Source organism: Citrobacter sp. wls757, from assembly GCF_005280935.1.
GTDB classification, from domain to species: domain Bacteria; phylum Pseudomonadota; class Gammaproteobacteria; order Enterobacterales; family Enterobacteriaceae; genus Citrobacter; species Citrobacter portucalensis.
Genome location: NZ_SZWU01000049.1, coordinates 31447 through 55903, shown reverse-complemented (window position 1 = coordinate 55903; position 24457 = coordinate 31447). Strand labels below are relative to the sequence as shown.

The 24457-nt window shown below is 52.0% G+C and carries 25 protein-coding genes; 12 read left to right on the top strand and 13 right to left on the bottom strand.

Going from position 1 to position 24457, the window contains the following annotated elements; all coding sequences use genetic code 11:
* Positions 1–7: 7 nt before the first annotated feature.
* The 8 genes from FDW94_RS12655 to FDW94_RS12620 are packed head-to-tail and all read left to right on the top strand — an operon-like array spanning position 8 to position 9670.
* A complete protein-coding gene (locus tag FDW94_RS12655) occupies positions 8–2098 on the top strand; it encodes a Cache 3/Cache 2 fusion domain-containing protein (RefSeq protein ID WP_008785652.1) in 2091 nt (696 codons plus the stop codon).
* Positions 2095–3162, top strand: coding sequence for a chemotaxis protein CheB (locus tag FDW94_RS12650; RefSeq protein WP_137377679.1), 1068 nt, complete (start codon positions 2095–2097; stop codon positions 3160–3162). Before FDW94_RS12655 ends, FDW94_RS12650 begins: the two co-directional genes overlap by 4 nt.
* Positions 3159–4571, top strand: a complete 1413-nt coding sequence (locus tag FDW94_RS12645; protein WP_103014832.1) for a protein-glutamate O-methyltransferase CheR — start codon at positions 3159–3161, stop codon at positions 4569–4571. The genes FDW94_RS12650 and FDW94_RS12645 overlap by 4 nt, the downstream gene beginning before the upstream one ends.
* Positions 4572–4582: 11 nt before the next feature.
* Positions 4583–6715, top strand: a complete 2133-nt coding sequence (locus FDW94_RS12640; RefSeq protein ID WP_137377678.1) for a response regulator — start codon at positions 4583–4585, stop codon at positions 6713–6715.
* 22 nt (positions 6716–6737) lie between these two features.
* Positions 6738–7097, top strand: a complete 360-nt coding sequence (locus FDW94_RS12635; RefSeq protein WP_008785648.1) for a response regulator — start codon at positions 6738–6740, stop codon at positions 7095–7097.
* A 17-nt stretch (positions 7098–7114) separates the two neighbouring features.
* Positions 7115–8791: a diguanylate cyclase gene (locus tag FDW94_RS12630; protein ID WP_137377677.1), complete on the top strand. Its 1677-nt coding sequence runs from the start codon at positions 7115–7117 to the stop codon at positions 8789–8791.
* A gap of 11 nt (positions 8792–8802) precedes the next feature.
* Positions 8803–9327, top strand: a complete 525-nt coding sequence (locus FDW94_RS12625; protein WP_008785646.1) for a chemotaxis protein CheW — start codon at positions 8803–8805, stop codon at positions 9325–9327.
* On the top strand, positions 9311–9670 hold the full coding sequence (locus FDW94_RS12620; RefSeq protein ID WP_003825861.1) for a hypothetical protein: 360 nt from the start codon (positions 9311–9313) through the stop codon (positions 9668–9670). The genes FDW94_RS12625 and FDW94_RS12620 overlap by 17 nt, the downstream gene beginning before the upstream one ends.
* Before the next feature lie 59 nt (positions 9671–9729).
* Here the strand turns inward: FDW94_RS12620 and FDW94_RS12615 are convergent, their stop codons facing one another.
* The 6 genes from FDW94_RS12615 to FDW94_RS12590 all read right to left on the bottom strand — a co-directional run bounded on the left by FDW94_RS12615 (position 9730) and on the right by FDW94_RS12590 (position 15770).
* The gene (locus FDW94_RS12615) at positions 9730–11352 is read right to left on the bottom strand and encodes a serine hydrolase (protein ID WP_137377676.1); all 1623 of its coding nucleotides are present in this window, start codon (positions 11350–11352) and stop codon (positions 9730–9732) included.
* A gap of 94 nt (positions 11353–11446) precedes the next feature.
* A complete protein-coding gene (locus tag FDW94_RS12610) occupies positions 11447–12169 on the bottom strand; it encodes a cysteine hydrolase (RefSeq protein ID WP_008785644.1) in 723 nt (240 codons plus the stop codon).
* 163 nt (positions 12170–12332) lie between these two features.
* Entirely contained in the window at positions 12333–13184 is an 852-nt protein-coding gene (gene sitD, locus FDW94_RS12605) for an iron/manganese ABC transporter permease subunit SitD (protein ID WP_032944764.1), read from the bottom strand.
* Positions 13181–14038 carry an iron/manganese ABC transporter permease subunit SitC gene (sitC, locus tag FDW94_RS12600; protein ID WP_057068097.1) on the bottom strand — a complete coding sequence of 286 codons (858 nt, stop codon included), beginning with the start codon at positions 14036–14038 and terminating at the stop codon, positions 13181–13183. The genes sitD and sitC overlap by 4 nt, the downstream gene beginning before the upstream one ends.
* Positions 14039–14040: 2 nt before the next feature.
* Entirely contained in the window at positions 14041–14856 is an 816-nt protein-coding gene (sitB, locus tag FDW94_RS12595) for an iron/manganese ABC transporter ATP-binding protein SitB (RefSeq protein WP_137377675.1), read from the bottom strand.
* Positions 14853–15770 (bottom strand): metal ABC transporter substrate-binding protein, encoded by a 918-nt coding sequence (locus FDW94_RS12590; RefSeq protein ID WP_137377674.1) that lies wholly within the window; start codon positions 15768–15770, stop codon positions 14853–14855. Before FDW94_RS12590 ends, sitB begins: the two co-directional genes overlap by 4 nt.
* Before the next feature lie 187 nt (positions 15771–15957).
* On the opposite strand from FDW94_RS12590, the gene FDW94_RS12585 reads away from it, so the two are divergent.
* Positions 15958–16302: a nitrous oxide-stimulated promoter family protein gene (locus FDW94_RS12585; protein ID WP_003825888.1), complete on the top strand. Its 345-nt coding sequence runs from the start codon at positions 15958–15960 to the stop codon at positions 16300–16302.
* A 122-nt stretch (positions 16303–16424) separates the two neighbouring features.
* Here FDW94_RS12585 and FDW94_RS12580 read toward each other — a convergent pair whose 3' ends face one another.
* The 7 genes from FDW94_RS12580 to hypA form a co-directional block, all read right to left on the bottom strand.
* Complete coding sequence (locus FDW94_RS12580; protein WP_003825890.1) at positions 16425–16853, bottom strand: TOBE domain-containing protein; 429 nt, start codon at positions 16851–16853, stop codon at positions 16425–16427.
* A gap of 44 nt (positions 16854–16897) precedes the next feature.
* On the bottom strand, positions 16898–18976 hold the full coding sequence (flhA, locus tag FDW94_RS12575) for a formate hydrogenlyase transcriptional activator FlhA (protein ID WP_032944751.1): 2079 nt from the start codon (positions 18974–18976) through the stop codon (positions 16898–16900).
* Between the two features lie 218 nt (positions 18977–19194).
* Positions 19195–20205 carry a hydrogenase maturation carbamoyl dehydratase HypE gene (gene hypE, locus FDW94_RS12570; protein WP_032944749.1) on the bottom strand — a complete coding sequence of 337 codons (1011 nt, stop codon included), beginning with the start codon at positions 20203–20205 and terminating at the stop codon, positions 19195–19197.
* Positions 20202–21323 carry a hydrogenase formation protein HypD gene (hypD, locus tag FDW94_RS12565; protein WP_137377673.1) on the bottom strand — a complete coding sequence of 374 codons (1122 nt, stop codon included), beginning with the start codon at positions 21321–21323 and terminating at the stop codon, positions 20202–20204. The genes hypE and hypD overlap by 4 nt, the downstream gene beginning before the upstream one ends.
* Complete coding sequence (gene hypC / locus FDW94_RS12560; RefSeq protein WP_003037411.1) at positions 21324–21596, bottom strand: hydrogenase 3 maturation protein HypC; 273 nt, start codon at positions 21594–21596, stop codon at positions 21324–21326.
* Positions 21587–22459 carry a hydrogenase nickel incorporation protein HypB gene (gene hypB, locus FDW94_RS12555; protein WP_003037409.1) on the bottom strand — a complete coding sequence of 291 codons (873 nt, stop codon included), beginning with the start codon at positions 22457–22459 and terminating at the stop codon, positions 21587–21589. The genes hypC and hypB overlap by 10 nt, the downstream gene beginning before the upstream one ends.
* A 103-nt stretch (positions 22460–22562) precedes the next feature.
* On the bottom strand, positions 22563–22934 hold the full coding sequence (hypA, locus tag FDW94_RS12550; protein ID WP_008785634.1) for a hydrogenase maturation nickel metallochaperone HypA: 372 nt from the start codon (positions 22932–22934) through the stop codon (positions 22563–22565).
* Between the two features lie 198 nt (positions 22935–23132).
* On the opposite strand from hypA, the gene hycA reads away from it, so the two are divergent.
* The 3 genes from hycA to FDW94_RS24205 all read left to right on the top strand — a co-directional run.
* Positions 23133–23591 carry a formate hydrogenlyase regulator HycA gene (gene hycA / locus FDW94_RS12545; protein WP_008785633.1) on the top strand — a complete coding sequence of 153 codons (459 nt, stop codon included), beginning with the start codon at positions 23133–23135 and terminating at the stop codon, positions 23589–23591.
* A gap of 143 nt (positions 23592–23734) precedes the next feature.
* Positions 23735–24346 carry a formate hydrogenlyase subunit HycB gene (gene hycB, locus FDW94_RS12540; RefSeq protein ID WP_003825909.1) on the top strand — a complete coding sequence of 204 codons (612 nt, stop codon included), beginning with the start codon at positions 23735–23737 and terminating at the stop codon, positions 24344–24346.
* Positions 24343–24457 (top strand): hypothetical protein (locus FDW94_RS24205; RefSeq protein ID WP_249358494.1); only part of this gene is annotated, 115 nt, incomplete at its 3' end. The genes hycB and FDW94_RS24205, both read left to right, overlap by 4 nt.

The following is a 24457-nucleotide window of genomic DNA, read 5'->3' as shown; positions in this document are numbered from 1 at the left end:
AAAAATCATGAGTGACATTATTAAAGTAAAAAATCGAACGGCGAATACCACCAGTGAGGGACCGCGCGCTCGACTATTGTCCTGGCTGCACAACATCCATCCCGGTGTGGCGATGAAGCTCGGTATGATTTTGGTTGTTTGTATCGCAACGTTGCTGATTGGCGCCTCTTTTATATTATCGTCGTATCTTTCCAGAGAATTGCAGGTCAATGCGCTGGAGATGATTAAAACCAACACGCGGATATTCCACAACAGTATTTCTAACGAGTTTCAGCGTGTGACTCGTGATGCGGAACATTACAGCAATGTTTATATTAATAATTATCAAAACGTTGCCAATAAACCGCTGCGTTATATGGACTCTACTGAATTAAAAGCGGTGCTGAGCAACCCGAACACCAACGCGCACTTCACCGAATTAACCAGCGTATTTGCCAGTACGTTTATTCTGCAAGGCGAGCAATTTGTACGTGTCAGCAGTACGTTACTGGCGAGTTCAGGCAATACGGCAACAGCAACAGCGCTAGGGCATGATAATCCTGCGTTGCCGCTGCTTTTGAAAAATAAACCCTTTTCCGGTGTGGTCACACTGTTCGGTAAACAGTTTATTAGTCACTACGAACCGATTGCCGACAAATATGGTCAGGTCGTGGGGGCCGTCGCGGTGGGTTTCGACGTCAAACAGAGTTTGCAACCGATCATTCAGCGTTTGTTGAATGTGCATATTGGTAAAGATGGCTACGCCTATGTGCTGGATGCCGGATTTGAACCTGGTCGTATGTTGGTCCACCCCTCGTTGAGCAACCAGCAGGCAATTAATATTACCGATGCCAATGGTTTTAAGCTGTTTGCCGACATGCTCGAACACAAGAATGGCATCACTTACTACAACTGGGTGAGCGGTTATGGCGCATTGCCGAAGACCAAAGTTGCCGTTTATGAATACGTTGAAGGGATAAACTGGATAATCGCCACCACCAACTATGTTGATGATGTCGCCAAGAGCAGCAATCTGGTGCGTAACGGTCTGCTGCTGTTTACCGCGCTGCTGCTGCCCATCATTTTACTGCTGATTGCTGTGGCCAGCCGTTTCCTGATTTCCCGGCGCTTAAATCGTGTCCTGGGGATTGCACAAACCATTGCCGAAGGCGACTTAACGGTGGATGTTCAGGTCGATCACCACGATGAGATCGGCGAACTGCTGAGTGCGGTGGAGATGATGCGTCAGCGTCTGCACTCGTTGGTAGGCGGTATGGTTTCTCATGCAAATTCGGTACATCAGGCATCTTTGCATATTACCGAAGCGGTCGATGGGCAGGCATCAACCAGCGTGGAAACCTCATCTTCAGTGGCTGAAATTACCTCCACCATGGAAGAGCTGTCTGCCTCATCGACACAGATAGCCGAACACTCACGGGCGGTTGTGGATATTGCCAACCAGACGCTCGAGGACTGCAATAAAGGCTCCGAGTCGATGTCGCAATTGCTGATGCGTATGACGGATATTGATACCGACAATCAGCAAAATATGCGTGAAATCATGATGCTTGGTAATAAGTCGACGGAAATCAGTCGCGTGATGGTGATCATTAACAGCGTCGCGGATCAGACGAAACTTATCGCCTTTAACGCAGCGCTCGAAGCTGCCAGCGCCGGGGAAGCCGGTAAGCGTTTCTCGGTGGTGGCGGCTGAAATCCGCCGTCTGGCGGATTCGGTGACGGAATCGACGGTTGAAATTGAAAATAAGATCAACGAGATCCAAAACGCGATTAATCGTCTGGTGCTGAACGCGGAAAAAGGCGGCGAGAGCATTAAAGCGGGCGCAATAGCCTGTAAAGTCAGTGCTGAACATCTGAACGATATCGTTGTTACGGCTGAGCAAACCTCGACGGCGGCGCTACAAATATCGCTATCAACACAGCAACAGAAAACGGCGAGTAATCAGGTGGTCATGGCGCTACGTGAGATCGTTGTTGCCAGTAACTATACCTCGCAATCTATCAAAGACATTCTGGTTGTCAGTCAGGATATGACACAACTGTCGAAAGCGCTGAAAGAGGCTTCGTCCTCATTCACACTGACGGAAACAGATGCATGAATAGCAGCAACATTCGGGTGCTGATCCTCGACCTGGGCAGCGCATCGCGTAATGAGCTGGTCAGGCAACTGGAGGATCACCCGCACATTAAGGTGGTGGGGCAAGCAGCCCATCGCAGACAGGCGATCCGACTGTTGCAACAGCTGATGCCGGATCTGCTGATTCTGACGCTGGATATTTCGAGCGCCGATAACGTCGAGATCGTGGAAACGATCATGGCAACCAGCGCAATCCCGATCCTTGTCATGAGATTTTATCCAGAGAATCAATGGGATGATGACTACATTTCCCGTGGTGCGTTGGCGGTGTTGCACCATAGCAGTGATTCACCACTCTCAACGGATGCCTTGCATCGTAAAGTAGAATTATTGGTCGGTGTAAAAGTCATTCGACATATCAAGGGATTACGCTACCCAGGCGAACCGGTAATCCCCACTGCACGACCGATGACAGACGTTGTAAAAACGCCACAGGACTGGCCTTTTGTGCTGGCGATTGCCTGCTCGACGGGTGGGCCGCAGGCGCTCAGTAAACTGTTACAGAAGCTGCCCGGTACGTTCCCGTGCCCGGTACTTATTGCCCAACATATTGCCGATGGCTTCGCGAAAAATATGGTGCATTGGCTGGATAGCGTGACCGATCTGAAGGTGCGACTGGCGCAGGAGGACGATCGGGTGGAAGCGGGGTATGTGTATATATTGCCGCCGGAGCAGCACCTGATCGTCAAAAGCAACCAGCGTTTAGCGGCGATCCCAAGACAGGAAAGCGATGTTTACCATCCCAGTTGCAACCTGTTGCTGGAGTCAGTGGCTGAGGTGTTTCGCGAAAAAGCCGTCGGACTGATTATGACCGGCATGGGCAGCGATGGCTGCCGCGGCATTGAGCTTATTGTCCGCCGTGGCGGAACAACGCTGGCGCAGGACGAAGAAAGTTCGGTGGTATTCGGTATGAATAAGAACGCGATCGACAAGCAACTGATACACCGCACGATCCCCCTGGATGGTCTTGCTGCAGTACTGCTTTCGATGGCTTGCCACGGGCATGTTGAGAGTAAATTGCCATGATCCCTAATCTTCCTGACTATGCTCGCCTGATCAAAGAGCGGGTCGGTTTGCACTTCGATAACGCCATGGAAGCATTGCTGAAAACGGCGCTGGGTCGGCGAATGGCCGAGCGAAAAATCAATGATTACTATGAATACTATGAACAATTGCGTAGCTCGCAGAATGAGTTTGATAGTTTCATCACGCTGATTACGATTAACGAAACCTATTTTTTCCGTGAAAGCGATACGCTGGATTTAATCTGCGATAAATGGATCCCGCGTCTGTTGCAACAGCGCAGCGGCCCGGTGCGAATTCTGAGTGCCGGATGCTCTTCCGGAGAGGAAGCCTACTCGTTGGCGATCAAGCTGCATGAGAAATACCTCGGCGGGATGGCCCAGCGCATTGAAATTTACGGCTGTGATATTGACCCGGCAATCCTGGCAAAAGCCCGCAACGCCTGCTATTCAAGCTACTCGTTTCGTGGCGTCGACCCGAGTATTCAGCAACGCTACTTTACCCGCTCGGGAAACCTCTACCGGCTGCATGATGAGATCCGTGAGAAGGTCACCTTCCATCGCACCAACATTATAAAAGAACAGTTACTTCCGGAAGTGGACATCATTTTGCTGCGCAATGTGTCCATCTATTTTGATACGCCAACGCGTCGCGAGCTGCACGGTAATTTGCTGAAGATGTTGCAACCGCAGGGAGCCTTATTTTTTGGCAATGCGGAAACGCTGGCTAACAATTTCGACATTCTGAAGCTGGAGCAGGAAGAGGGGATTTTCTATTTTTGCCACCATCGTGAAGCGGCAAGGGTTGTGCCTGTCCCCAGAGTTGCGGTGCGCATTCCGCAGTCGAGAGCGGTGGTTGAACAGGTTCCTCTGGTGCCCACGGCGCAGCAGAGTAATGACTGGCTGAAGAAAGCACGCGCCAGCCTGGATGAAAAATGTTTTTCTGAAGCTGAAAAGTGTATCGCCTGTGTGTTACGTGACGATCCCCGTAATCAGGATGCGCTTTTGATCCAGGGCGTTATTGCCCTCGAGCAGCGTGAATTTTCTCAAACAGCCGGAAACGCACAGCAGATCCTCGCGCAGGATGAGTGGTCGGCAGAGGCCAAAATGCTGCTCGGCCTGGCGATGATGTGGCAACACCAGACCCAGCAGGCCATCGCCTGGTTCAAACAGGTGGTTTATCAGGAACCTGGCTACTGGCCTGCACACTATTATCTGGCTGAAATGTACCGGCAAAGCGAGTTATACCAGCCTGCTCAACGGACTTATCGTGTGGTGATGCAGTTACTGAACGACGAGATAAACAATCCGTCCTCGGTTTGTCGTCTGCGTTTGCCAATGGTATTTCCTGGCAATACGTTTCGTTTCTTGTGTGAACATCAACTGGCGCAATTCGCCCACCAAAGTGGCTAATAAGAGCGATTATGGCTATCGATCTGAAAAAATTCGTTCTGCGCTTTATTGATGAAGGGAGAGGTCATTTGCAGACGATCAGCGAAGGGGCTTTTCTCCTCTCCGCTGATGAGCATACCGACGCCTGGATAGGTGAGATGTTTCGCGCTGCGCATACCCTGAAAGGGGGGGCGCGGATGCTGAAGCTGCAAAGTATTGCCGATGTCACGCATCATCTTGAAGATGTATTGAGTGAACTGCGTGATAACAAACTGACGCCGGACAGGTCGCTGGGCAATCTGATCCATGAGTCTGTGGAGTACCTTTCTGGTCAGCTTACCCAGCTTTTTGTCAGCGAAGGGGATAATCAGTTGCCACCGGCGGATGCCGGGCTGTGCGAACGCCTTGCCCGCGCCAGTCGGGGAGAGGATATCACGCTGACTGTCGAAACTGCCGGGGCAACAGAAAAACCGGTAGTCCCTGCGCCCGCGACGCCAGCCAGCATGGATGCCGGTATTAAGCAGGCGGATTTCGTTCGGGTAAAGCTGAACAAGCTCGATGGCCTGATCGACATTCTGGGGGAGGTGCTCGCCGGACATGATCGCCTGGAACAGCAGATACAAAACCTGAGTCAACTGGTACCACGGTTACCGGGATTAAGCGCTGAACAGCTTCGCCAGCAGATCCACGACTTTAGCGCCCAGCTAAAAGAAAGCGTTCAGCTCCAGCATTTGCAGATGTTTGAACTATACGATGTGGCGGCGCGGATCCGTATGCTGCCACTTTCAACATTGTTTGAACCCATTTCGCTGCAGGTCAGCGAACTGGCTTCCACACTGAACAAGCAGGTGGTGTGCCGCTTTGTTGGCGGAGAAGTGGAAATCGACCGCCAGCTCATTGATCGGCTTTCGGAGTCGCTGACGCATCTACTGCGTAATGCCGTCGATCACGGGATTGGTGAGATCGACGAACGTCTGGCGCTCGGTAAATCCACTCGCGGCACGATTACCATCACTACTCAGCAGGACGGCAGCGGGATACTACTGCGTATCGAAGATGATGGCCGTGGTCTGAACTATGAGGCCATCAGCGCGAAGGCGGTCAGTAAAGGTCTTGTTCCCGCTTCAATGGCCGGGCAGCTCTCCGAGCAGGAATGTAATGAGCTGATTTTTCATCCCGGCTTTTCGACCAGCAAGATAGTCTCCGAGCTTTCTGGTCGCGGCGTTGGTCTTGATGTGGTGCGCAAAACGGTGGTGACCGACCTGCAAGGCGATTTGCAGGTTTATAGCCGTCCGGGAGTCGGAACCAGCTTTAATCTGCGGTTGCCTGTTTCGTTAACCATGATGCGGATTCTGCAATTTGAAGAGCAGGGGCATCTGTTTGGACTGGCTGCACAGTATGTGGTTGAGGTGGTGGAATGCACGCCACAGGGGATCAGCGATATCGCCGGACGTCCTGCCATTATCTTGCATAACGAGTTTATCCCGGTGGTTTGCGTAGGCAGCTTGCTGGGCATTCATGAACGCCAGAGTAGCTTTTCAACGCCTGGACAGCGATTAATCGTGGTGCAGAACCAGTACAGCAAAATGGCGCTGCAAGTGGATAAGCTCCTCGATGAACGCAAGATGATGATTAAACCGTTACCGAAGCATATGCAACAGCAGTCGCTGGTCTCCGGGATGGTACAAACACCGGATAACCAACTGGTCAGCATCCTGCACGTTCCTGCGCTGATGGCGATGGCGCAACAATCACGGCAAACCAGTACACCAGCGCCCGCCACGAATGTAACGCAGGATGCCTGGCATGTGCTGGTGGTTGATGACTCACTGAATACCCGTGAGATAGAAAAGAACGTGCTGGAAGCGCACGGCTATCAGGTGACTCTGGCAGAAGACGGGCTGTCGGGGCTGCAAAAAGCGAAACTGACCCAGTTTGATGCCGTACTGACGGATGTCGAAATGCCGTTTATGGATGGTTTCACCTTCACCAAATCGTTGCGTGGGGAGAAAAACTACCAGCATACGCCAATCATCATCGTGACGTCCCGCGCGAAGGAAGAGGACCGGCGACGGGGGATTCAGGTGGGCGCGGATGCCTACATCGCCAAGGGCGATTTCGAGCAGGACAGTTTGATAAAAACATTAAAAATGCTTTTGTGCTGATGGCGCAAAATCGAGAGAGAAAATGCGAATTTTATTAGTTGATGATGATCTTTTTGCGGCTGAACTGGCATCCATATTTTTGCAAATGGACGGCTACGATGTGGTGATTGTGGAAAGCGCGATTTCCGCCCTGGCGTGCCTGGACTCGGATAACAACATCGACCTGGTGATTAGCGATCTGCATATGCCAGAGATCAGTGGTTTGGATTTGCTGGCGCTGTTACGCGCTCAGGATTGGGCTAAGCCTTTTATTTTACTAAGTGCCAATGAAGTAACGGGCAGCGACGCTCTGTACGACCGATGGGTGAAAAAAGATGAAAACCTCGCGGAAAATCTGGGGGCTGCTGTCAATGCGCTACTGCAACCATCTGCGATTAACTGAATAAGCCTACGTGTTTGATGAAACAAGAAAATAAGCATATAGCGATGGCGGCAGCGCAGGAAAAAATAGCGCGTTTGCGGCAGGGGTTTCTACGCCGAATTCCCGACATGCTGGCACAAGCGGAAAGATTACTCGTTCAACTGGTCGCAGAGCCTAGCGAAGCCTGTCGCAAACAGCTACATATCCTGCTGCACAGTATTCACGGTTCGGCAGGGTCCTTTGGCTTTAGCCCGCTGGCGAATGCCTCAGCAGAAGGTGAGCGTTTACTAACAGAACCGGAAACAGAGCAAAGCACATTGCATTACGATGAGCTACGGCGAATCATCAGGTGGTTGTACACCCTGACTCAGGAGCAGCTCAATCTTGAACATCGTATCAGCGATACGGAGTTCACATTACCGATCACCGCGCAGCGCCCGGAAGAGGGATATGTTCGGCGGGCCAGTAAGCCTATCTACCTGTGTGATGATGATATTGACCAGGTCGAGCTGCTCGCGACCCAACTGCGCTGTTTTGGTTTTACCTGCCATGTGTTCGCGAACACGCAGGATTTCACTCAGGCCGTATTGTCGCAACCGCCCGCCGTGGTGATTATGGATGTTAGCTTTCCGGACAACGCCTACGGTGGACCGCTGGCAATGTCGGATTTGAAACAAAAAGTGGGCAAACCGTTCCCTGTACTGTTCCTCTCGTGTCATAGCGATTTCAATGCCCGCGTCAACGCCATCAAATCCGGCTGTGATGGCTACTACGTAAAGCCTGCGTCTATCACCGATTTAGTCCAGGAACTTCATCGCCTGACTCAACCGTCGCTGAAAAAGCCTTACCAGGTATTGTTGATTGATGACGAACCCGCGGTGGCGGAATACAACGCAGAGATGCTGCGCATGGCGGGTATGGAAGTGCATGTGCTGGAAAAACCTCACTATCTACTGCATGTACTGAATGCGCAGCCGATCGATCTGGTGTTGATGGATTATCACATGCCGGAGTTCAGCGGTGAGGAACTGACAAAACTGATTCGCCAAATACCGCAGCATATTGGCCTGCCTATCGCCTATCTCTCCAGTGAGACCAATAAGCATGCGCAGTTGGGAGCAATGAGCATTGGCGCGGAGGATTTTATCCTCAAACAGAGCGACCCTGAGGAGCTGATCCGCGCCGTATCGATTCGCGCGGAAAGAATGCGCGTCCTGCGTGCCCGCATGTCGCAGGACAGTCTGAGCGGGTTATATAACCACTCAACGACCACCCATTTTCTCAAAAGCGCGATTACCGAGTCGAACTACAGCGGCAACCCATTTTGTATGGTAATGGTGGACCTGGATCGCTTTAAAAGTATTAACGATACCTACGGTCATGCGGTCGGTGACCAGGTAATTGTCGGTATTTCGCAGTTGTTCTCCCATCGATTACGCAGCACCGATATCGTTGGCCGTTACGGTGGTGAAGAGTTTGTCATCATTATGCCCAATACCAGCAGTGACAAGGCTGCGCGCGTGGTCGAACGATTGCGCAGGGATTACGAGCAGGTCACGTTTTCCGTTAACGACGCCAGTTTTCACAGTACCTTCAGCGCGGGCATTGCCCAGTGGCAGTTTGGCGATCGGATTGAAACGCTACGCGAACGCGCCGATCAGGCGCTGTATGCCGCGAAACAAAATGGCCGTAATACTTTCTGCATTGCCGAGTAAAAGGAGTCAATATGAGCCAACAGCTGGAGCAGATTCTTGCGCTGAACCATGGTGAAAAACCGGAGTGTGAAAACGTTGATGAACCCCAGCGTACGCTGGTGTTATTTCAACTGGCGGGTAAAAATTTTGCCTTCTATGGGGCGCAAATTAAAGAGATCCTTGCTGAGCGCCCGATCTCCTGGGTTCCCTGTTGCGCGCCAATGCTTGAAGGGGTCATCAACTATCGTGGACGGGTGGAATCGGTTATGAGACTGGACAGCCTGATCGATAAACCTACCGTTAATTCGGCAGGTAAGCGCACTATTCTGATTGGTTGCGCCGAGAAAATGCAAAGTGGGATCCTGATAGATAAACTGATTGATGTGTTGGAAGTCGCCGAAAGCCAGATTCATTTGCCAGGAGATTCGTTGCCCCCGGCGTTACAAAGCATCGCTGTGGGGGTGGTTAACGTGATAGAAACCTGGTACACGCTGCTCGATCTGAATCTGGTCTTTGAGCGTTATCAGGAGACCAGCGGTTATGACGGCACCCACTAATCTGGCGGCGGTACGTATTACTTTGGGAGCGCTAACGTTGTATATACCGGCAAACCAGGTTGGTGTGTGTTCGTTAGTGACTCAGGTTGTGCCTGAAATCCCTCGATTTAGCCAGTGGCTGGGGATTGCGGATGAGCCGCAGGAGGGATGGCATTTGCATTTACGCGTCCCGGACAGTGGCGTTGAAACCGGCTGGTACCTATGGGGACAACTTGAGAATGTGATGCTCTCCGGCGACATTATTTTTGCCGTACCTCCGCTTCTGGCGCGTAACTGTCATCTGCCTGCGCTTCGTGCCCTGGTGGGACGTGAGGCGTTTAGCCCGCTATTAAGCTGGCGCTGACACGCTGCGGGAGCTTTAACGGTCCCGCAGCATGAGAAGGCTGGGAGTGCTAAATCCCGTTACTGGATATAAGCATCAACAGCCCGACTGACCAGCTTAGTCATAAAGTTGTCAATCTTATCAATGGTCTGCTTGTCCTGAAGATCGTAGGTTTTTGCTACGTCATCCAGGTTTTCATAACCGACCCAAACTCGCCCGATCTTATCCTGCCATACGGAGACACGTAACGGCAGATCCAGCGCGACACCCTGTTTATCCTGCATCAGTTTTGTGCCGACTTTAGGGTTACCAAATACCAGGACTTTCGTTGGCCTCAGGTTCATTCCCGCGCCCTCGGCATTTTTCTCGTGATCAATTTCGGTGAATACCGGAACGCCTTCGCTTTTCAGAATGGCTTTCAGTCGGGAGACCGTCTCATCGACTGAGAATTTACTTTCCTGGTTTTTGATCTTCTCTGAATTTAACCCAGAACCCAGCCCGATTTTATAGGCTTCAGCGATATCACGAGCCACCTGAGTCATGTCTACGCCTTCTTTGTTGGTCAGCATTGTCACGCAAACCAGTTCATCACCGGCGGTAAAGCGGCTCAGATAGGCACTAAAGCCACCTGTGGTTCCTTTGATTTCCAGAAAACCAGGATGGCGGGTAAATTCCCAGCCGGCCATGGCAGGCACGACTTTGCCATTTTTCAGTTTTGCCGGGCTATAGATAATGTCGCGTAGCTTTTTGTCTTTAACCAGCGTGCTGCCGGCAAGACCGATATCCCACTTACTGATGTCTTCCGCTGACGACCACAGACCACCGTAGGCGAACAGATTATCAGTGGCGATCGCGCTGACAGGCGCCAGTTTGTCACCCGCTGCGACGTAACCTGTTGCAGGCTCAACAGGGTTGATCCAGTCAATTTCTGACTTAAATTTCGAATGCTGATTGTGTTGCTTATCAGGCGTCGGGCGATCAAGGAATGCTTTCGTTGGCATGTCTTTTGCGAACATGGTGCTTTGCAGACCTAACGGCGCAATTTGGTATTTGTTGACGAAGTCTACGTAACTCATTCCGCTGACTTTCTCGATAGCCAAACCTAACAGGATAAAGTCAGTTGCGCTGGAGTTGATATCCGTGCCGTTTTTAAATTCGAGCGGTTTATCTTTAACAAGATCCACCAGCTGCGCAGGTGTATATTTTTGCTCTTGTTTATAGCCGAAAGATCTGAAATCAGGGATCCCGGATGAGTGCTGCATTAATTCCAGAATCGTAATGTTATGCCAGCTTTCCGGCAGGCCAGGCAAATAAACACTCACAGGAGTATTAAGATCCAATTTACCTTGCTCTACCAGTTGCATTACTGCGACTGCAGTAAAAGCTTGCGTGATAGGGCCAATTCCCCACATGGTTTTGGTGGAAGCAAGCTCATCATTGGCTGCCGTTGCCAGACCGTATCCCGCTGAGCGCGGAATATAAGGCGCCTGAACAATCGCCATGGATAAACCCGGCAGATTATTTTTCGCCATTACCTCGGCAATGATCTGATCGATATATTTGCCGTTGACCTTTAATTGTGGATCACCACGGTTAACTAAGTAAGTAGTCTCATTTGTACTGGCAGCGGCCAATACCTGAGTAGCTGAAACAGACATGGAAAGTAAAATACATGCCGAAATAACCTTTAACTTAAGATTCATGGAAAAGCTCCGCGCTTAATGAAATTTATTTTGATGGCTAATGGATGAGCGATGTTGTACATACAATTACCCTCGGTAACCGTACTCATAGCTATTACTTAGCTGCTGCCTTTACCTTTTCAACCGTGGTGTCGGTGTCCCATAAATCATTGGCAATGATGCGGTAGTTGGTTAGAGCGGCGAGATAACCGTCACCTTCCGGAATGCGCGGACCCGCTGTCGCATCTTTAACGACGACAACTTCAAAACCTTGCTCAATCAATTCACGCATATGGGATTCAATACACAGATTGGCAGCCATACCGGCGAGAATGACCTGTGAGACACCGCGTTTTCTTAATTGCAGTACCAGGTCGTTGGTTTCTGGTCCGAAAATCTTATGCGGTGAGGCAATGACCGTTTCGCCATCATAAATATATGGCTTAAACTGCGGTAAAAAGTCTGCGCCGGAATTTTCAAAATTCTCCATCGTCAGTGGACCTTTACGACTGAACATTCCAGTGCCGTGCATAAATGTTTCTCCCGGTGCGGTAGATTGCCATTTATGGTCGTGCGGAAAGTAATAATGTGGAGAAATAAAAACAGGCATTTGTGCTTCTTTTGCCATTTTGAACAACGTCTCGAGATTTTCTACAGTATTATTTTCAATAATGCTGTCTTTAAAAACCTCCCAGCCAATACCCTGAGGACTTAAAAAATCGATCTGTGGATCGACTACCACCAACGCAGCTTCCTTATTATTAAGTGTTATACCTTTGCGTGGTAAGCCATAGGCCTCTGGTTCAGAATAGATTTCTGACATGCTCATCTTGCTCATAAAATTTACCTGTATTTTTATCTAATGTGATAGTGACTATCTGATTATTAAATAGCGCTGGTAAATATGGCATGGTTTCAGAACGGGGCATTTGTTCAGGACGCTGGGAATATTGTCATTACGTATTCTAATAACGATAGTGGGCATATCACTGCCCACTCCGTTAGAGGTCGTATTGCTGGCGTCGCCGTTCTAAACGACGATCGCGCAGGGTGGAATAAATAAAGGTCATCACAAACAGTAGCGAAAATAGTACGACGATGGTGGGGGCCGGTGCACTGTCGATGAAAAAAGACAGGTACACGCCCATAAACGAGGTAACGACCGACATAATCACCGCCAGCCACAAGGCGTGGGAAAATTTCCGTGTCATTAAAATCGCAATGGCGCCAGGCGCAATCAGTAAGGAGATCGACAAAATAATCCCTACTGATTTTAGCGTGGCGACAATCGTCAGGGCGATCATGCACAGCAGGCCGTAATGTAGCAGTGCAGTGTTAAGCCCACTGGCCTTTGCCTGATGCGGGTCGAACGCATGCAGCAGCAGATCTTTCCACTTAAGCCCAATAATAAGCGCTATCCCAAGCGTAATAACCGCGGTTTGTATGATGTCGCTGAACGATACGCCCAGCATGTCGCCGAACAGAATATGATCGAGATGGACCTCTGACTGGATAGAGACGTACAGCACCAGCCCTGCGCCAAACATGCCAGAAAAGACGATTCCCATCAGGGTATCGCGTTTGATGCGGCTGTTATCGTCGAGATAACCCGTCGCCACCGCACAGAACAGCCCGGCGATAAATGCGCCAATTGCCAGTGGGATGCCCGCAATCCACGCCAGTACAATTCCCGGGAAAACCGCGTGGCTCATTGCATCGCCCATCAGCGCCCAGCCTTTGAGTACTAAAAATACAGACAGCAGCGCGCAGGGCACGGCGACAATGGTGGAGATGACCAGCGCATTGACCATAAAACCAAACTGAAAGGGTTCCAGCAGCGTTGTTAAGATCATACTGACTCCTTGTTCACCAGACGGGCGCGGCGGCGATTCGCCAGCAGACCGTGTTTTGGTGCGAAGACAAATGCCAGCAGGAACAGCAGCGTTTGCAGAATGACAATAATTCCGCCGGTTGCACCGTCCAGCCAGTAGCTCAGCCAGGCGCCGAAAAAGCTGGTCAGGCTGCCAATAGCTACGGCGATAGTGAGCAGGCGTGGAAAACGATCGGTCAGCAGCCAGGCCGTTGCACCGGGCGTAACCACCAGGCAAATCACCAGAAATGCGCCGACGGTTTGCAGCGCGGCGACCGTGGAAACGGAGAGCAGCGTAAAAAATAACAGCTTCAACCGGCCCGGATTCAGACCGATAGAGCGCGCGTGGTTTTCATCAAAAAAAACCACCATCAGATCTTTCCACTTCAAAAACAGGATGGTTAGCGAAATAACCCCGATGATGGCCAGTTGCAGAATATCTTCTGGCGCAATCGCCAGCACGTTGCCGAGAATAATGGTCTGAATATTCACCGACATCGGATTGAGCGACACCATAAACAGCCCGATACCGAAAAAAGACGAAAAAATCAGTCCGATAATCGCATCTTCCTTCAGGCGCGAACGTTGATTAAGAAACAGCATACTGCCCGCCGCCAGTCCGCCGGAAAGGAATGCGCCAAGCGCGAAGGGAAGCCCTAACATATAAGCGCCTGCCACGCCCGGCACGATAGAGTGCGACAGCGCATCGCCAATCAGCGACCAGCCTTTGAGCATCAGATAGCAGGAGAGAAACGCACACAGGCCGCCGACCATTGCCGAGACCCACATGGCGTTGAGCATGTACTGGTAGCCAAACGGCTCCGTTAGCCAGTTCATGGTTATTCCCCCTCGTTTGCCGTGCGTCGCGAAATAAACGGGCGTTCATCATCGGTAATTACGTGCTGTTCACCGCCGCTCAGCGCAACGTGACGCAGTATACCGCTGAATGCCAGTTCGAGATTCTCGGGGGTAAAGGTGGTTTCGGTGGGTCCACTTGCCAGCACCGTGCCCTTAATCATCACCGTGTAATCACAAAACTCGGTGACGGATCCCAAATTATGGGTAGAGACCAGCATGGTTCGACCCTCATCACGCAGTTCACGCAGCAGGTCGATGATCCGGGCCTCGGTTTTTACATCCACGCCGGTAAAGGGTTCATCCAGTAAAATAACCTGTCCGTCCTGTGCGATAGCCCTTGCCAGAAAAACACGCTTTTTCTGCCCACCGGACAGTTCACCTATCTGACGATGGCGATAATCCAGCATATCAACTCGCGCCAGCGCCGCATCTACGCAGGCGTGGTCAATTTGTTTTGGTCGACGCAGCCAGCCCATATGGCCAAAGCGTCCCATCATCACCACATCTTCCACCAGTACCGGAAACGACCAGTCCACCTCTTCTGACTGGGGGACATAGGCGATCAGATTCTGTTTGAGCGCCTTATTTACCGGCTGTTGCAGAATTGAGATTTCCCCCTGCGCCAGGCGGACAAAACCCATCAGCGCTTTAAAAAGCGTTGATTTTCCCGAACCGTTTACGCCGACCAACGCGGCAATTGAGCCGCCCGGAACCTGAAAAGTGGCGTCCCGCAATGCGGTATGACCGTTGCGATACGTCACCGTAACCTGATTTACGGTAATCGCAGAGTGACTCATGGTTGGCTCTCCAGACCCTTGTTGATGCCGTTAACAATGGTTTGCGTGGTGACGCGCAGTAAATCCAGATAGGTCGGTACCGGACCGTCGGCTGCACTGAGCGAATCGACATACAGCACGCCGCCGTAATGCGCGCCAGATTCACGGGCAACCTGACGCGCTGGTTTGTCGGACACGGTGCTTTCGCTAAATACCGTTGGGATATGATGCGCTCTGATGGCATCGATAACCTTGCGTACCTGCTTGGGCGTACCCTGCTGATCGGCATTGATCGGCCACAGATACAGCTCCTTGAGATTGTTATCACGAGCTAAATAAGAGAATGCGCCTTCGCTGGTGACCAGCCAGCGTTTATCAGCAGGGAGCTTTGCCAGTTCTGTATGCAGTGGCGCCAGGGTCTGCTGGATTTTCGCTTTATAATTCTGCGCATTATTCTGGTAGGTTGCGGCATTGTCCGGATCATATTTGATCAGCGCATCGCGAATGTTATCCACGTAGATAAGCGCGTTCTCTGCTGACATCCAGGCATGCGGGTTTGGTTTACCGTTGTACGGCCCTTCGCTGATGCCCATTGGCTGCACGCCGTTTGAGACCATCACTTCTGGTACGCCGGACAAATTTTGGTAGAAGCGGGAAAACCATAGTTCGAGGTTTAGACCGTTAGAGAGAATAAGCTGTGCGCCTTGCGCCCGTTTAATATCGCCTGGGGTTGGTTGATATTCGTGAATTTCAGCACCCGGTTTGGTGATAGAACTAACGTCCGCCGCGTCACCTGCTACATTGCTTGCCATATCGGCAATCACCGTAAAGGTGGTTACCACTTTGAATTTTTCTTTCGCCCAGGCGGGTGACAGCGTCAGCGCTGTTAACACGCTGGCAAGGAGAAATGACTTCAGATGGGGCAGATGCGGCATAGTATCCCTCGCAACAAAGTGGTTAATTTATCATCGAATATAGCCTTTGCTATGTTATATAGCACATGGCATAAACAAATGAAAATAATTCTTATTTGCGTAGGGTGCTAAGGATGTATCACCTTCAGGTAATAGTTCTGTGCTTAGTTAAGGTGTATTATTTATGCAACTTAATTGTGGAGGCATCATGTCCGGCAAACGCATTGCACGTGAAAAAATGACGATCCAGAGAATGATTTCGCTCTACGAGAGCCAGTGCCCGCAGGCTTCAGACGAACCGGGGCATTACGATGCGTTATTTGCCTATGCGCAAAAGCGCCTCGACAAGTGCGTATTTGGTGAGGAAAAACCGGCCTGTAAACAGTGTCCTGTGCACTGTTATCAACCTGCTAAACGCGAAGAGATGAAGCAAATTATGCGTTGGGCTGGGCCGAGAATGCTCTGGCGTCACCCGATTCTGACCGTACGTCACCTGATTGATGACAAACGTCCAGTGCCGGAGTTACCCGAGAAGTACCAGCGGAAAAAATAAGGTCGCTGTGCGCCGGATGGCGGCTGCGCCTTATCTGGCCTAAGAGAATAAGTGCATCTGTCGCGTAGGCCCGATGCGCATTGCGCCATCGGGCAACTTAGCCATGTGGTGATGAATGGCGACTACGCTTTGGTGGCAATCAGAATAGCTGAGGCTTTGATCAGCGCAACAACACGGCTTCCCTGACTCAGTTTCATCTCTTGCTGACTTTCGTTGGTGACGACGGCAACAATCTCGAAGCCTGCGTCAGTTTTGATATGTACCGTGGCGTTGACTGCGCCTTCTGTGACCTGGGAAACACTGCCAGCAAACTGGTTGCGGGCAGAGAACTTCAGACCACAGTCTTCAGTTGCCAGCGTCACCCATGGCGCTTTAATCAGGGCAATTGCTTCTTTCCCTTTCGCCAGACCCAGCGCCTGCTGGCTGCTATGGGTTACAATCGCGACCAGTTTTGCGCCGCCAGCCAGCGTCAGTTCAACTTCATCATTCACTGCGCCCGTAGCGACTGCGCTCACCGTACCGGTTAATTGATTACGTGCTGATACCGCCATACTGCCTCCTTTCGTTGAGATATCACCCAGTATAGCCACACTGGCTAAACCAGTGCATCCTTATCAATGCCTAATCGCTTCATGCGTGAGAGTAACGTTGTACGTTTCAACCCCAGCCTTTGTGCCGCGCCTTTGGGACCGGCAACCACCCCGTTGGTTTCTTTCAGTACGCGCATAATCAACTGGTATTCATCTTCACCGTCCTGCGCGACTTCGGTTGCCACCGGAGGCGTAGACGGCGTCAAAGGGGCAATATCCGGAAGGGATAGTTGCAGCACGTTGCCCCGGGTAAGCAGAACCGCACGTTCTACCACGTTTTCCAGCTCACGCACGTTACCCGGCCATTCCATACAGCTCAGCGTGCGCAGAGCCTCGGCAGGAATACTGTCGATATTGCGTCCCATCCGACGAGCAATTTTAAAGGTGAAGGCTTTTACCAGCAGCGGAATATCTTCCGGGCGCTCACGCAGCGGCGGCAGATGGATCGGGAAGACGTTCAGCCGGTAGTACAGATCGTTACGAAATTCGCGATCGGCAACCATCTTCTTCAGATCGCGGTTGGTAGCGGCGATCAAGCGCACGTCGGTCTGGATCAGCTTATTACTGCCCAGACGTTCAAATTCCTGCTCTTGCAGAACGCGCAGTAGCTTAGGCTGAAGCTCCAGCGGCATATCGCCAACTTCATCGAGGAACAGCGAACTTTTATCTGCCAGCTCGAAACGACCAATCCGCTGCGTGCTGGCACCGGTAAACGCGCCACGCTCATGACCAAACAGATCGCTTTCCAGTAATCCGGCAGGCATTGCCGCGCAGTTCATCTTCACCATCCGACGGGCGTTACGTCCGCTCAGGTTGTGAATGGCTCGTGCGATCAGCTCTTTACCCGTTCCGGTCTCACCCAGAATCAAGACGGTGCTGTCGCTTTGCGCCACCATTTCGACCTGCTTGAGTACGCTGTACATCGCTTCGCTGCGACCAATGATTTCGCCGAACTCACTCTCTACGTTGTTGAGTTGTTCAGTCAACGCCAGGTTTTCATCGACCAGACGTTCCTTCAGGCGGTGGATCTCCTGATAGGCAAGGGCGTTATCCACGGCAATTGCCACACGCTCGGCAATCTGGCGCAATAGCTTGAGGTTGGCGGTAGTGAAAACTTTCTCTTCGCACTGTGCCAGCTTGAGTACGCCGAGCATAGTATTGCCGGACATCAGCGGTAGCAGACACAGGGTTTGTAGCTGGTTGCCCCAGGTTTCGAACAGCATCCGTTCGTAAGGGGCAAGGATGTCACGTTCGCTCAGGTTGATCAGCAGCATCTCTTTGCTTTTGAAGACCCGTTCAGAGAGCGTGCCCGCTTCGTCCACTTCACTCTGTTCGTGTGCCGGATGATGTTCATCCAGATAGTGAGTGGAATAGATACTGAGTTTATTTTTGCGATCGCTGCGTAACACGATGCTGATGGCATCGATGTCGAAGTAGTGGTGGATCTCTTTGGCGACTTCGCTGACCAGCTCATCAATATCCAGTCGGGAGAGCACGGCATTGGTGATGGCGACCAGGATGCGAAAGTTGTCACGCTCACGACACAGCAGATCGTAATCGACGTTGTTGCTGACTCTGCTTTGAATTTGTTCAGCAACGACGCCGACTATCTGAGTGAAGGTCTGTAGACGGTTATATTCTTTTTCACTCCACGGACGGTCTTCGTTACGGATGAATTCGCAACCGCCAAAGATGCGCCCATCTGCCGCCAGTGGCAGCAGGCAGTAGTGGCCAAATTCAGAATACAGTCCACCTGAAGCCAATTGTGGCCATGTTTCCGTAAACTCATGATAGTTGCAGTGCAACGCATCAGGGCGAGACAAAATACGGCGTACCGGACCATGTGCCAGCACCGTTTCGTCTTCATAATCGATGGGTTTACCATTTTCACGCGTTGCAAAATAACGCGCACGTTGCGTTTGTGCCTGCCATAAGACAATAGCCGCGCAGTCGGCCAGCGCTGAACGCTTGACCAGCTGCGAAAGCGCCTCGCTAAGAGACGGGAGATCGGGCTGCTGTAATAATGTACGAGTAATATCGAACAGGCCTTGCTGTCCGAGGTCACTCATCGGTGTATACGACATATTGCTTTTCCAGGGAAAGCACCGCAGAACGGTGCGAAAACGGTAAATGAATTATAGGTATAAGTCGTAAATTATTGCCGGATGGCTGACCGCAAACTCGCTGGTCACGCAATCCGTAGGCCTGATAAGCAAAGCGCCATCAGGCGTTATGCAGCGTTAATGCCGGATAGTGACGCAAATGCGTCTTATCCGGCCTACAGCATGCTGCCAACCGGCTGCTAGCATATACGAGGTAATGGTTCGGCGTGTGGTAAATCGAGGGTTCGTTTCACGCCGTAGAGTCCGGCAAGACGAACACCTTTGCGTTCAACCACTTCACCAATCATTGCAGCATCGCACCCTAAAGGATGCGCGCGCAGCGCGGCAAGTACGGTTTCAGCGGCCTGGCGTTCAACGGCAATCACCAGTTTGCCTTCGTTAGCAAAGTTGAGCGCATCCAGACCCAGCAGCTCGCAAACGCCACGCACCGCGGGCTTCACGGGCAGAGCAGCTTCCGACAGCTCAATACCAAATCCGCATGCAGCGGCAAATTCATGCGTGACCGCATTCACGCCGCCACGGGTGGCGTCACGAAGCGCCTTCACGCCAGGAATATCACGCAGCGTCTGGATAAGAGGTGTTAACACCGCGCAGTCGCTGACCAGTTCGCCATCCAGACCCAATTGCTCGCGTAGGTTAAGGATAGTTGCCCCGTGATCGCCAAGAGAGCCACTGACCAGCAGCACATCACCCACGCTGAGAGTCTGTGCACCCCAGTGAATGTTGGCGGGAATTGCCCCCATTCCGGCAGTGTTAATGAACAGCTTGTCTGCTGCACCACGCTGCACGACTTTGGTATCGCCAGTCACGATGGCGATGCCTGCTTCGCGCGCGGTTGCTGCCATGCTGTTAACAACGGTTTTCAGTGTCTCCATCGGCAGACCCTCTTCGAGGATAAAACCGCAGGAGAGGTAGCGTGGAATAGCCCCGCTGACCGCTACGTCGTTAGCCGTACCGCAGATGGCCAGCTTGCCGATATTGCCGCCGGGGAAGAACAACGGATCGATAACGTAGCTGTCAGTTGAAAACGCCAGACGATCGCCTTCTGCCACCAGTTGTGCCAGTTCCAGACGCGCTTGATCTTCTTGTTCCGCCAGCCACGGATTCGCAAAAGCCTCCATAAACAGACTGTTGATCAACTGCTGCATAGCCTGACCGCCGCTACCGTGGGCGAGTTGTACGCTGCTCATGCTTCACACTCCTGCTGACGATACTGATACCAGGCGGCACATGCGCCTTCTGAGGAGACCATCAGGGCGCCAAACGCGGTCTCCGGGTTACACGTTTTGCCAAATAACGGGCACTGATGTGGTTTACATCTGCCCGTCAGCACTTCCCCACAACGCGCGCGCGGATCGTCATACACCTGCTGCGGCGCTGGCTGGAAATGTGCTTCGGCATCAAAGCGCTGATAGTCCGGCGTCAGGTGAACGCCAGAGGATTCGATAACGCCCAGACCACGCCATTCGCTGTCACCATTGACGCAGAACACCTCGGCAATGGCCTGTTGCGCTAACGCGTTACCGGCATCCGGTACCACGCGGCGGTACTGGTTTTCTACCTGGCTTTGGGCTGCAATTTTCTGCTCAATTAACATCACTACGCCTTGCAGGAGATCAAGCGGTTCAAAACCGGCGACCACCAGCGGGCGATGGAAATCTGAAGCAATGAAATTATAGGCGTCGGTGCCAATCACCATGCTGACGTGGCCCGGTGCTAAAAAGGCGTCGATACCGTTGTCCGGCTGTTCCAGCAGGCTGCGCAGCGTAGGGATAAGCGTGATGTGCTGGCAGAAAAAGTAAAAGTTCTGCACGTCACGCTGCTTTGCCTGTTGCAGGGTGATAGCGGTCGTTGGCATTGTGGTTTCAAAACCCAGGCCAAAGAACACCACTTTACGCGTTGGGTTTTCCTGCGCCAGTTTCAGTGCATCCATCGGTGAATAGACGATGCGGATATCCGCACCGCGCGCCTTGGCTTGCAGCAGGGAGCCATGCTTACCCGGGACGCGCATAGCGTCGCCAAAGGTGCAGAAAATCACTTCTGGATGGCTGGCAATTTCTACACAGCTGTCGATTCTGCCCATCGGCAGAACGCAAACCGGGCAACCCGGACCATGAATAAACTCCACGTTTTCCGGTAGCAACTGGTCGAGCCCGAATTTGAAGATAGCGTGGGTATGACCACCACAAACTTCCATGATCCGCAGCGGGCGTTCAGCCGTGTAGGAGAGGTGGGCGGCACGTTCGCACAGGTGCTCTATCAACTGCATCACCTGTTCTGGTGCGCGGTATTCGTCAACAAAACGCATTTATTTTTCCTCGCCGTACAGCAACGCGCCGACATCCGGCTCAACGTCAAACATGTTTTGCAGCGCGTCGAGCGTATCGCGCGCTTCAGCTTCATTAATGATGCTCATGGCAAAACCGACGTGGACCAGTACCCACTGGCCGAGGCGCGGTTGACCATGTTCATCACAGCTACCGACCAGCGTCAGGTCGACGTCGCGCTGAATACCGCAGACGTCGACTTTGGCCTGGTTGCCATCAATGGTGCGGATTTGACCCGGAACACCTATGCACATCGCTGCGTCTCCAGCCAGGAGAGCCATTGATCCATCCCTTCACCACTGGTGGCGGAAATTAGGATAATCTCAATCCCCGGGTTCACTTCCCGGGCGCTGGCAATGCATTTTTCAACGTCAAAATTGAGGTACGGCAGTAGATCCACTTTGTTGAGCAGCATCAGCGATGCGGCGGCAAACATATGCGGGTATTTCAGCGGTTTGTCTTCACCTTCGGTTACTGAAAGCACGGCCACTTTATGGCGCTCGCCGAGGTCGAAGCTGGCCGGGCAGACCAGGTTGCCGACGTTTTCAATGAACAGAATACCGTTATCGTCAAGTGGCAAACGCGGCGCGGCGTCAGCAATCATTTGTGCGTCAAGGTGGCAACCTTTACCGGTGTTGACCTGAATGGCGGGTGTGCCTGTAGCGCGAATACGGGCGGCATCGTTCACCGTTTGCTGGTCACCTTCAATAACGGCGCACGGCACGCTATCTTTCAGCTTCATCAGCGTTTCGGTCAGCAGGGTGGTTTTACCAGAGCCCGGGCTTGAAACTAGGTTCAGCACCAGATGCTGACGGGCCGCAAAGCGGGCACGGTTGCGCTCGGCCAGGCGGTTGTTTTTGTCCAGTACGTCAATTTCCACTTCCAGCATACGGCGTTGGCTCATACCTGGTGCGTGGGTTCCGGCCTCACCGTGACCGTAGTGCAAATCGCCTTCTTCAGTCTGGCTCGGGGTGAAATTTGAGGTCTTCACACCGGTAATATTCAGCGCCGGACGAGCCGCCGGGGCAAATGGCGCGCTGCGAAACGCCGAGTGGGGATTATGCTCATCACCCTCTATATATAGGTTGCCTTCAGCGCAACCACATGTCGTACACATCGCTCACTCCTGATCTTTTTACTTGCGATACATCTGTTGCCGGATGGCTGCGTTGCCTTATCCGGCCTACAAACGAGCTGTTTCTGTAGGCTGGATAAGACGCTTAAGCGTCGCCATCCGGCGCTGGAGTTTCATCTATTTCAATACGTCGAATCTGTAAGCCGTCATCGGCCACAATTCTCAGCATATCGCTGTTGCATTGCGGGCATCGGCGCACGCGTTGCGTCAGTAACGTGACGTATTGCTGACAAGATTCGCACCAACATTCGGCTTCTTGTTCTTCGAGGTGGAGTTTACAACCTTCTGCAAGGGTCCCGCGGCATACCAGATCAAAACAAAAGGAGAGAGCGCTGGTTTCTACGCAAGAAAATGCGCCAATTTTGAGCCAGACCCCAGTTACTCGCTTAGCACCGTGTTGCGTGGCCTGTTGTTCAATCAATTCCAGTGCCCGTTGGCAGAGGGTTATTTCGTGCATACCGCCTCCTGTGAAGTTGCCGTATTAAAAGCAATAAGCATGCCAGGTTGAATTTTTTCATTCGTGACAATGACGACGATGACGAAATGACATGTCGTCACCCGCCTTTGATTTTTTATCTATATGAAAATTAAGTAATTTAATTTTGGCATGAAATGTGCTTAAGGCTGTTCATCTCTGCTAAACGGGTAACCTGACATGACTATTTGGGAAATAAGCGAAAAAGCCGATTACATCGCTGAACGGCATCGTCGCCTACAGGACCAGTGGCGTATTTACTGCAACTCGCTGGTTCAGGGGATCACCCTGTCAAAAGCGCGTTTGCATCATGCGATGAGCTGCGCACCGGACAAGGATCTCTGCTTCGTCCTTTTTGAACACTTCACTATCTACGTCACGCTGGCGGACGGCTTTAATAGCCATACCATCGAATACTACGTCGAAACGAAAGACGGTGATGATAAGCAGCTGATTGCACAGGCAGAATTGACTATCGACGGTAAGGTCGATGAGCGTATTAGCAACCGCGATCGCGAGCAGGTGCTGGAGCACTATCTCGAAAAAATCGCCACCGTCTACGACAGCCTGTACACCGCGGTTGAGAACAATATGCCGGTGAATTTAAGCCAGCTGGTTGAGGGACACAGCCCGGCTTAAGCCTCGGGTGCTGCCCACTTTGTCATGATGCGGTCTACATACTGCGTCACGACGTTTTAGGGAATGGGCATGTCGAAAAATGTCGAAATGACATTTGGTAGACATGTTTTCGTCAAAAATGACTATCACCTGAGGAATGCCTGGTGAATCGTTTTGTAATTGCTGACTCCACTCTTTGTATTGGCTGCCACACCTGTGAAGCCGCCTGCTCAGAGACACATCGCCAGCATGGCCTGCAGTCAATGCCGCGCCTGAAAGTGATGTTAAATGAAAAAGAATCCGCGCCGCAGCTTTGCCACCAGTGTGAAGATGCGCCTTGCGCCACCGTGTGTCCGGTTAATGCCATTAACCGCGTTGATGGCGCCGTACAGCTGAACGAAAGCCTGTGCGTAAGCTGCAAACTGTGCGGGATCGCTTGTCCGTTTGGCGCGATAGAGTTTTCCGGTAGCCGTCCGCTACACATTCCGGCAAACGCCAATACGCCAAAAGCGCCTCCGGCTCCGCCAGCGCCTGCTCGCGTGAGTTCGCTGTTGGACTGGGTTCCTGGCGTTCGTGCCATCGCGGTGAAATGCGATCTGTGTAGTTTTGACGAGCAAGGTCCTGCCTGCGTGCGCATGTGTCCGACCAAAGCCCTGCATCTGGTGAGCAACATGGATATCGCCCGCGCCAGCAAACGTAAGCGAGAGCTGACTTTCAATACCGATTTCGGCGATCTCACCTTGTTTCAGCAGGCTCAGAGTGGGGATGCAAAATGAGCGCAATTTCACTGATTAACAGCGGCGTAGCCTGGTTTACAGCGGCTGCGGTTCTGGCATTTCTGTTTTCATTTCATAAATCGCTGAGCGGATGGATTGCTGGGGTTGGCG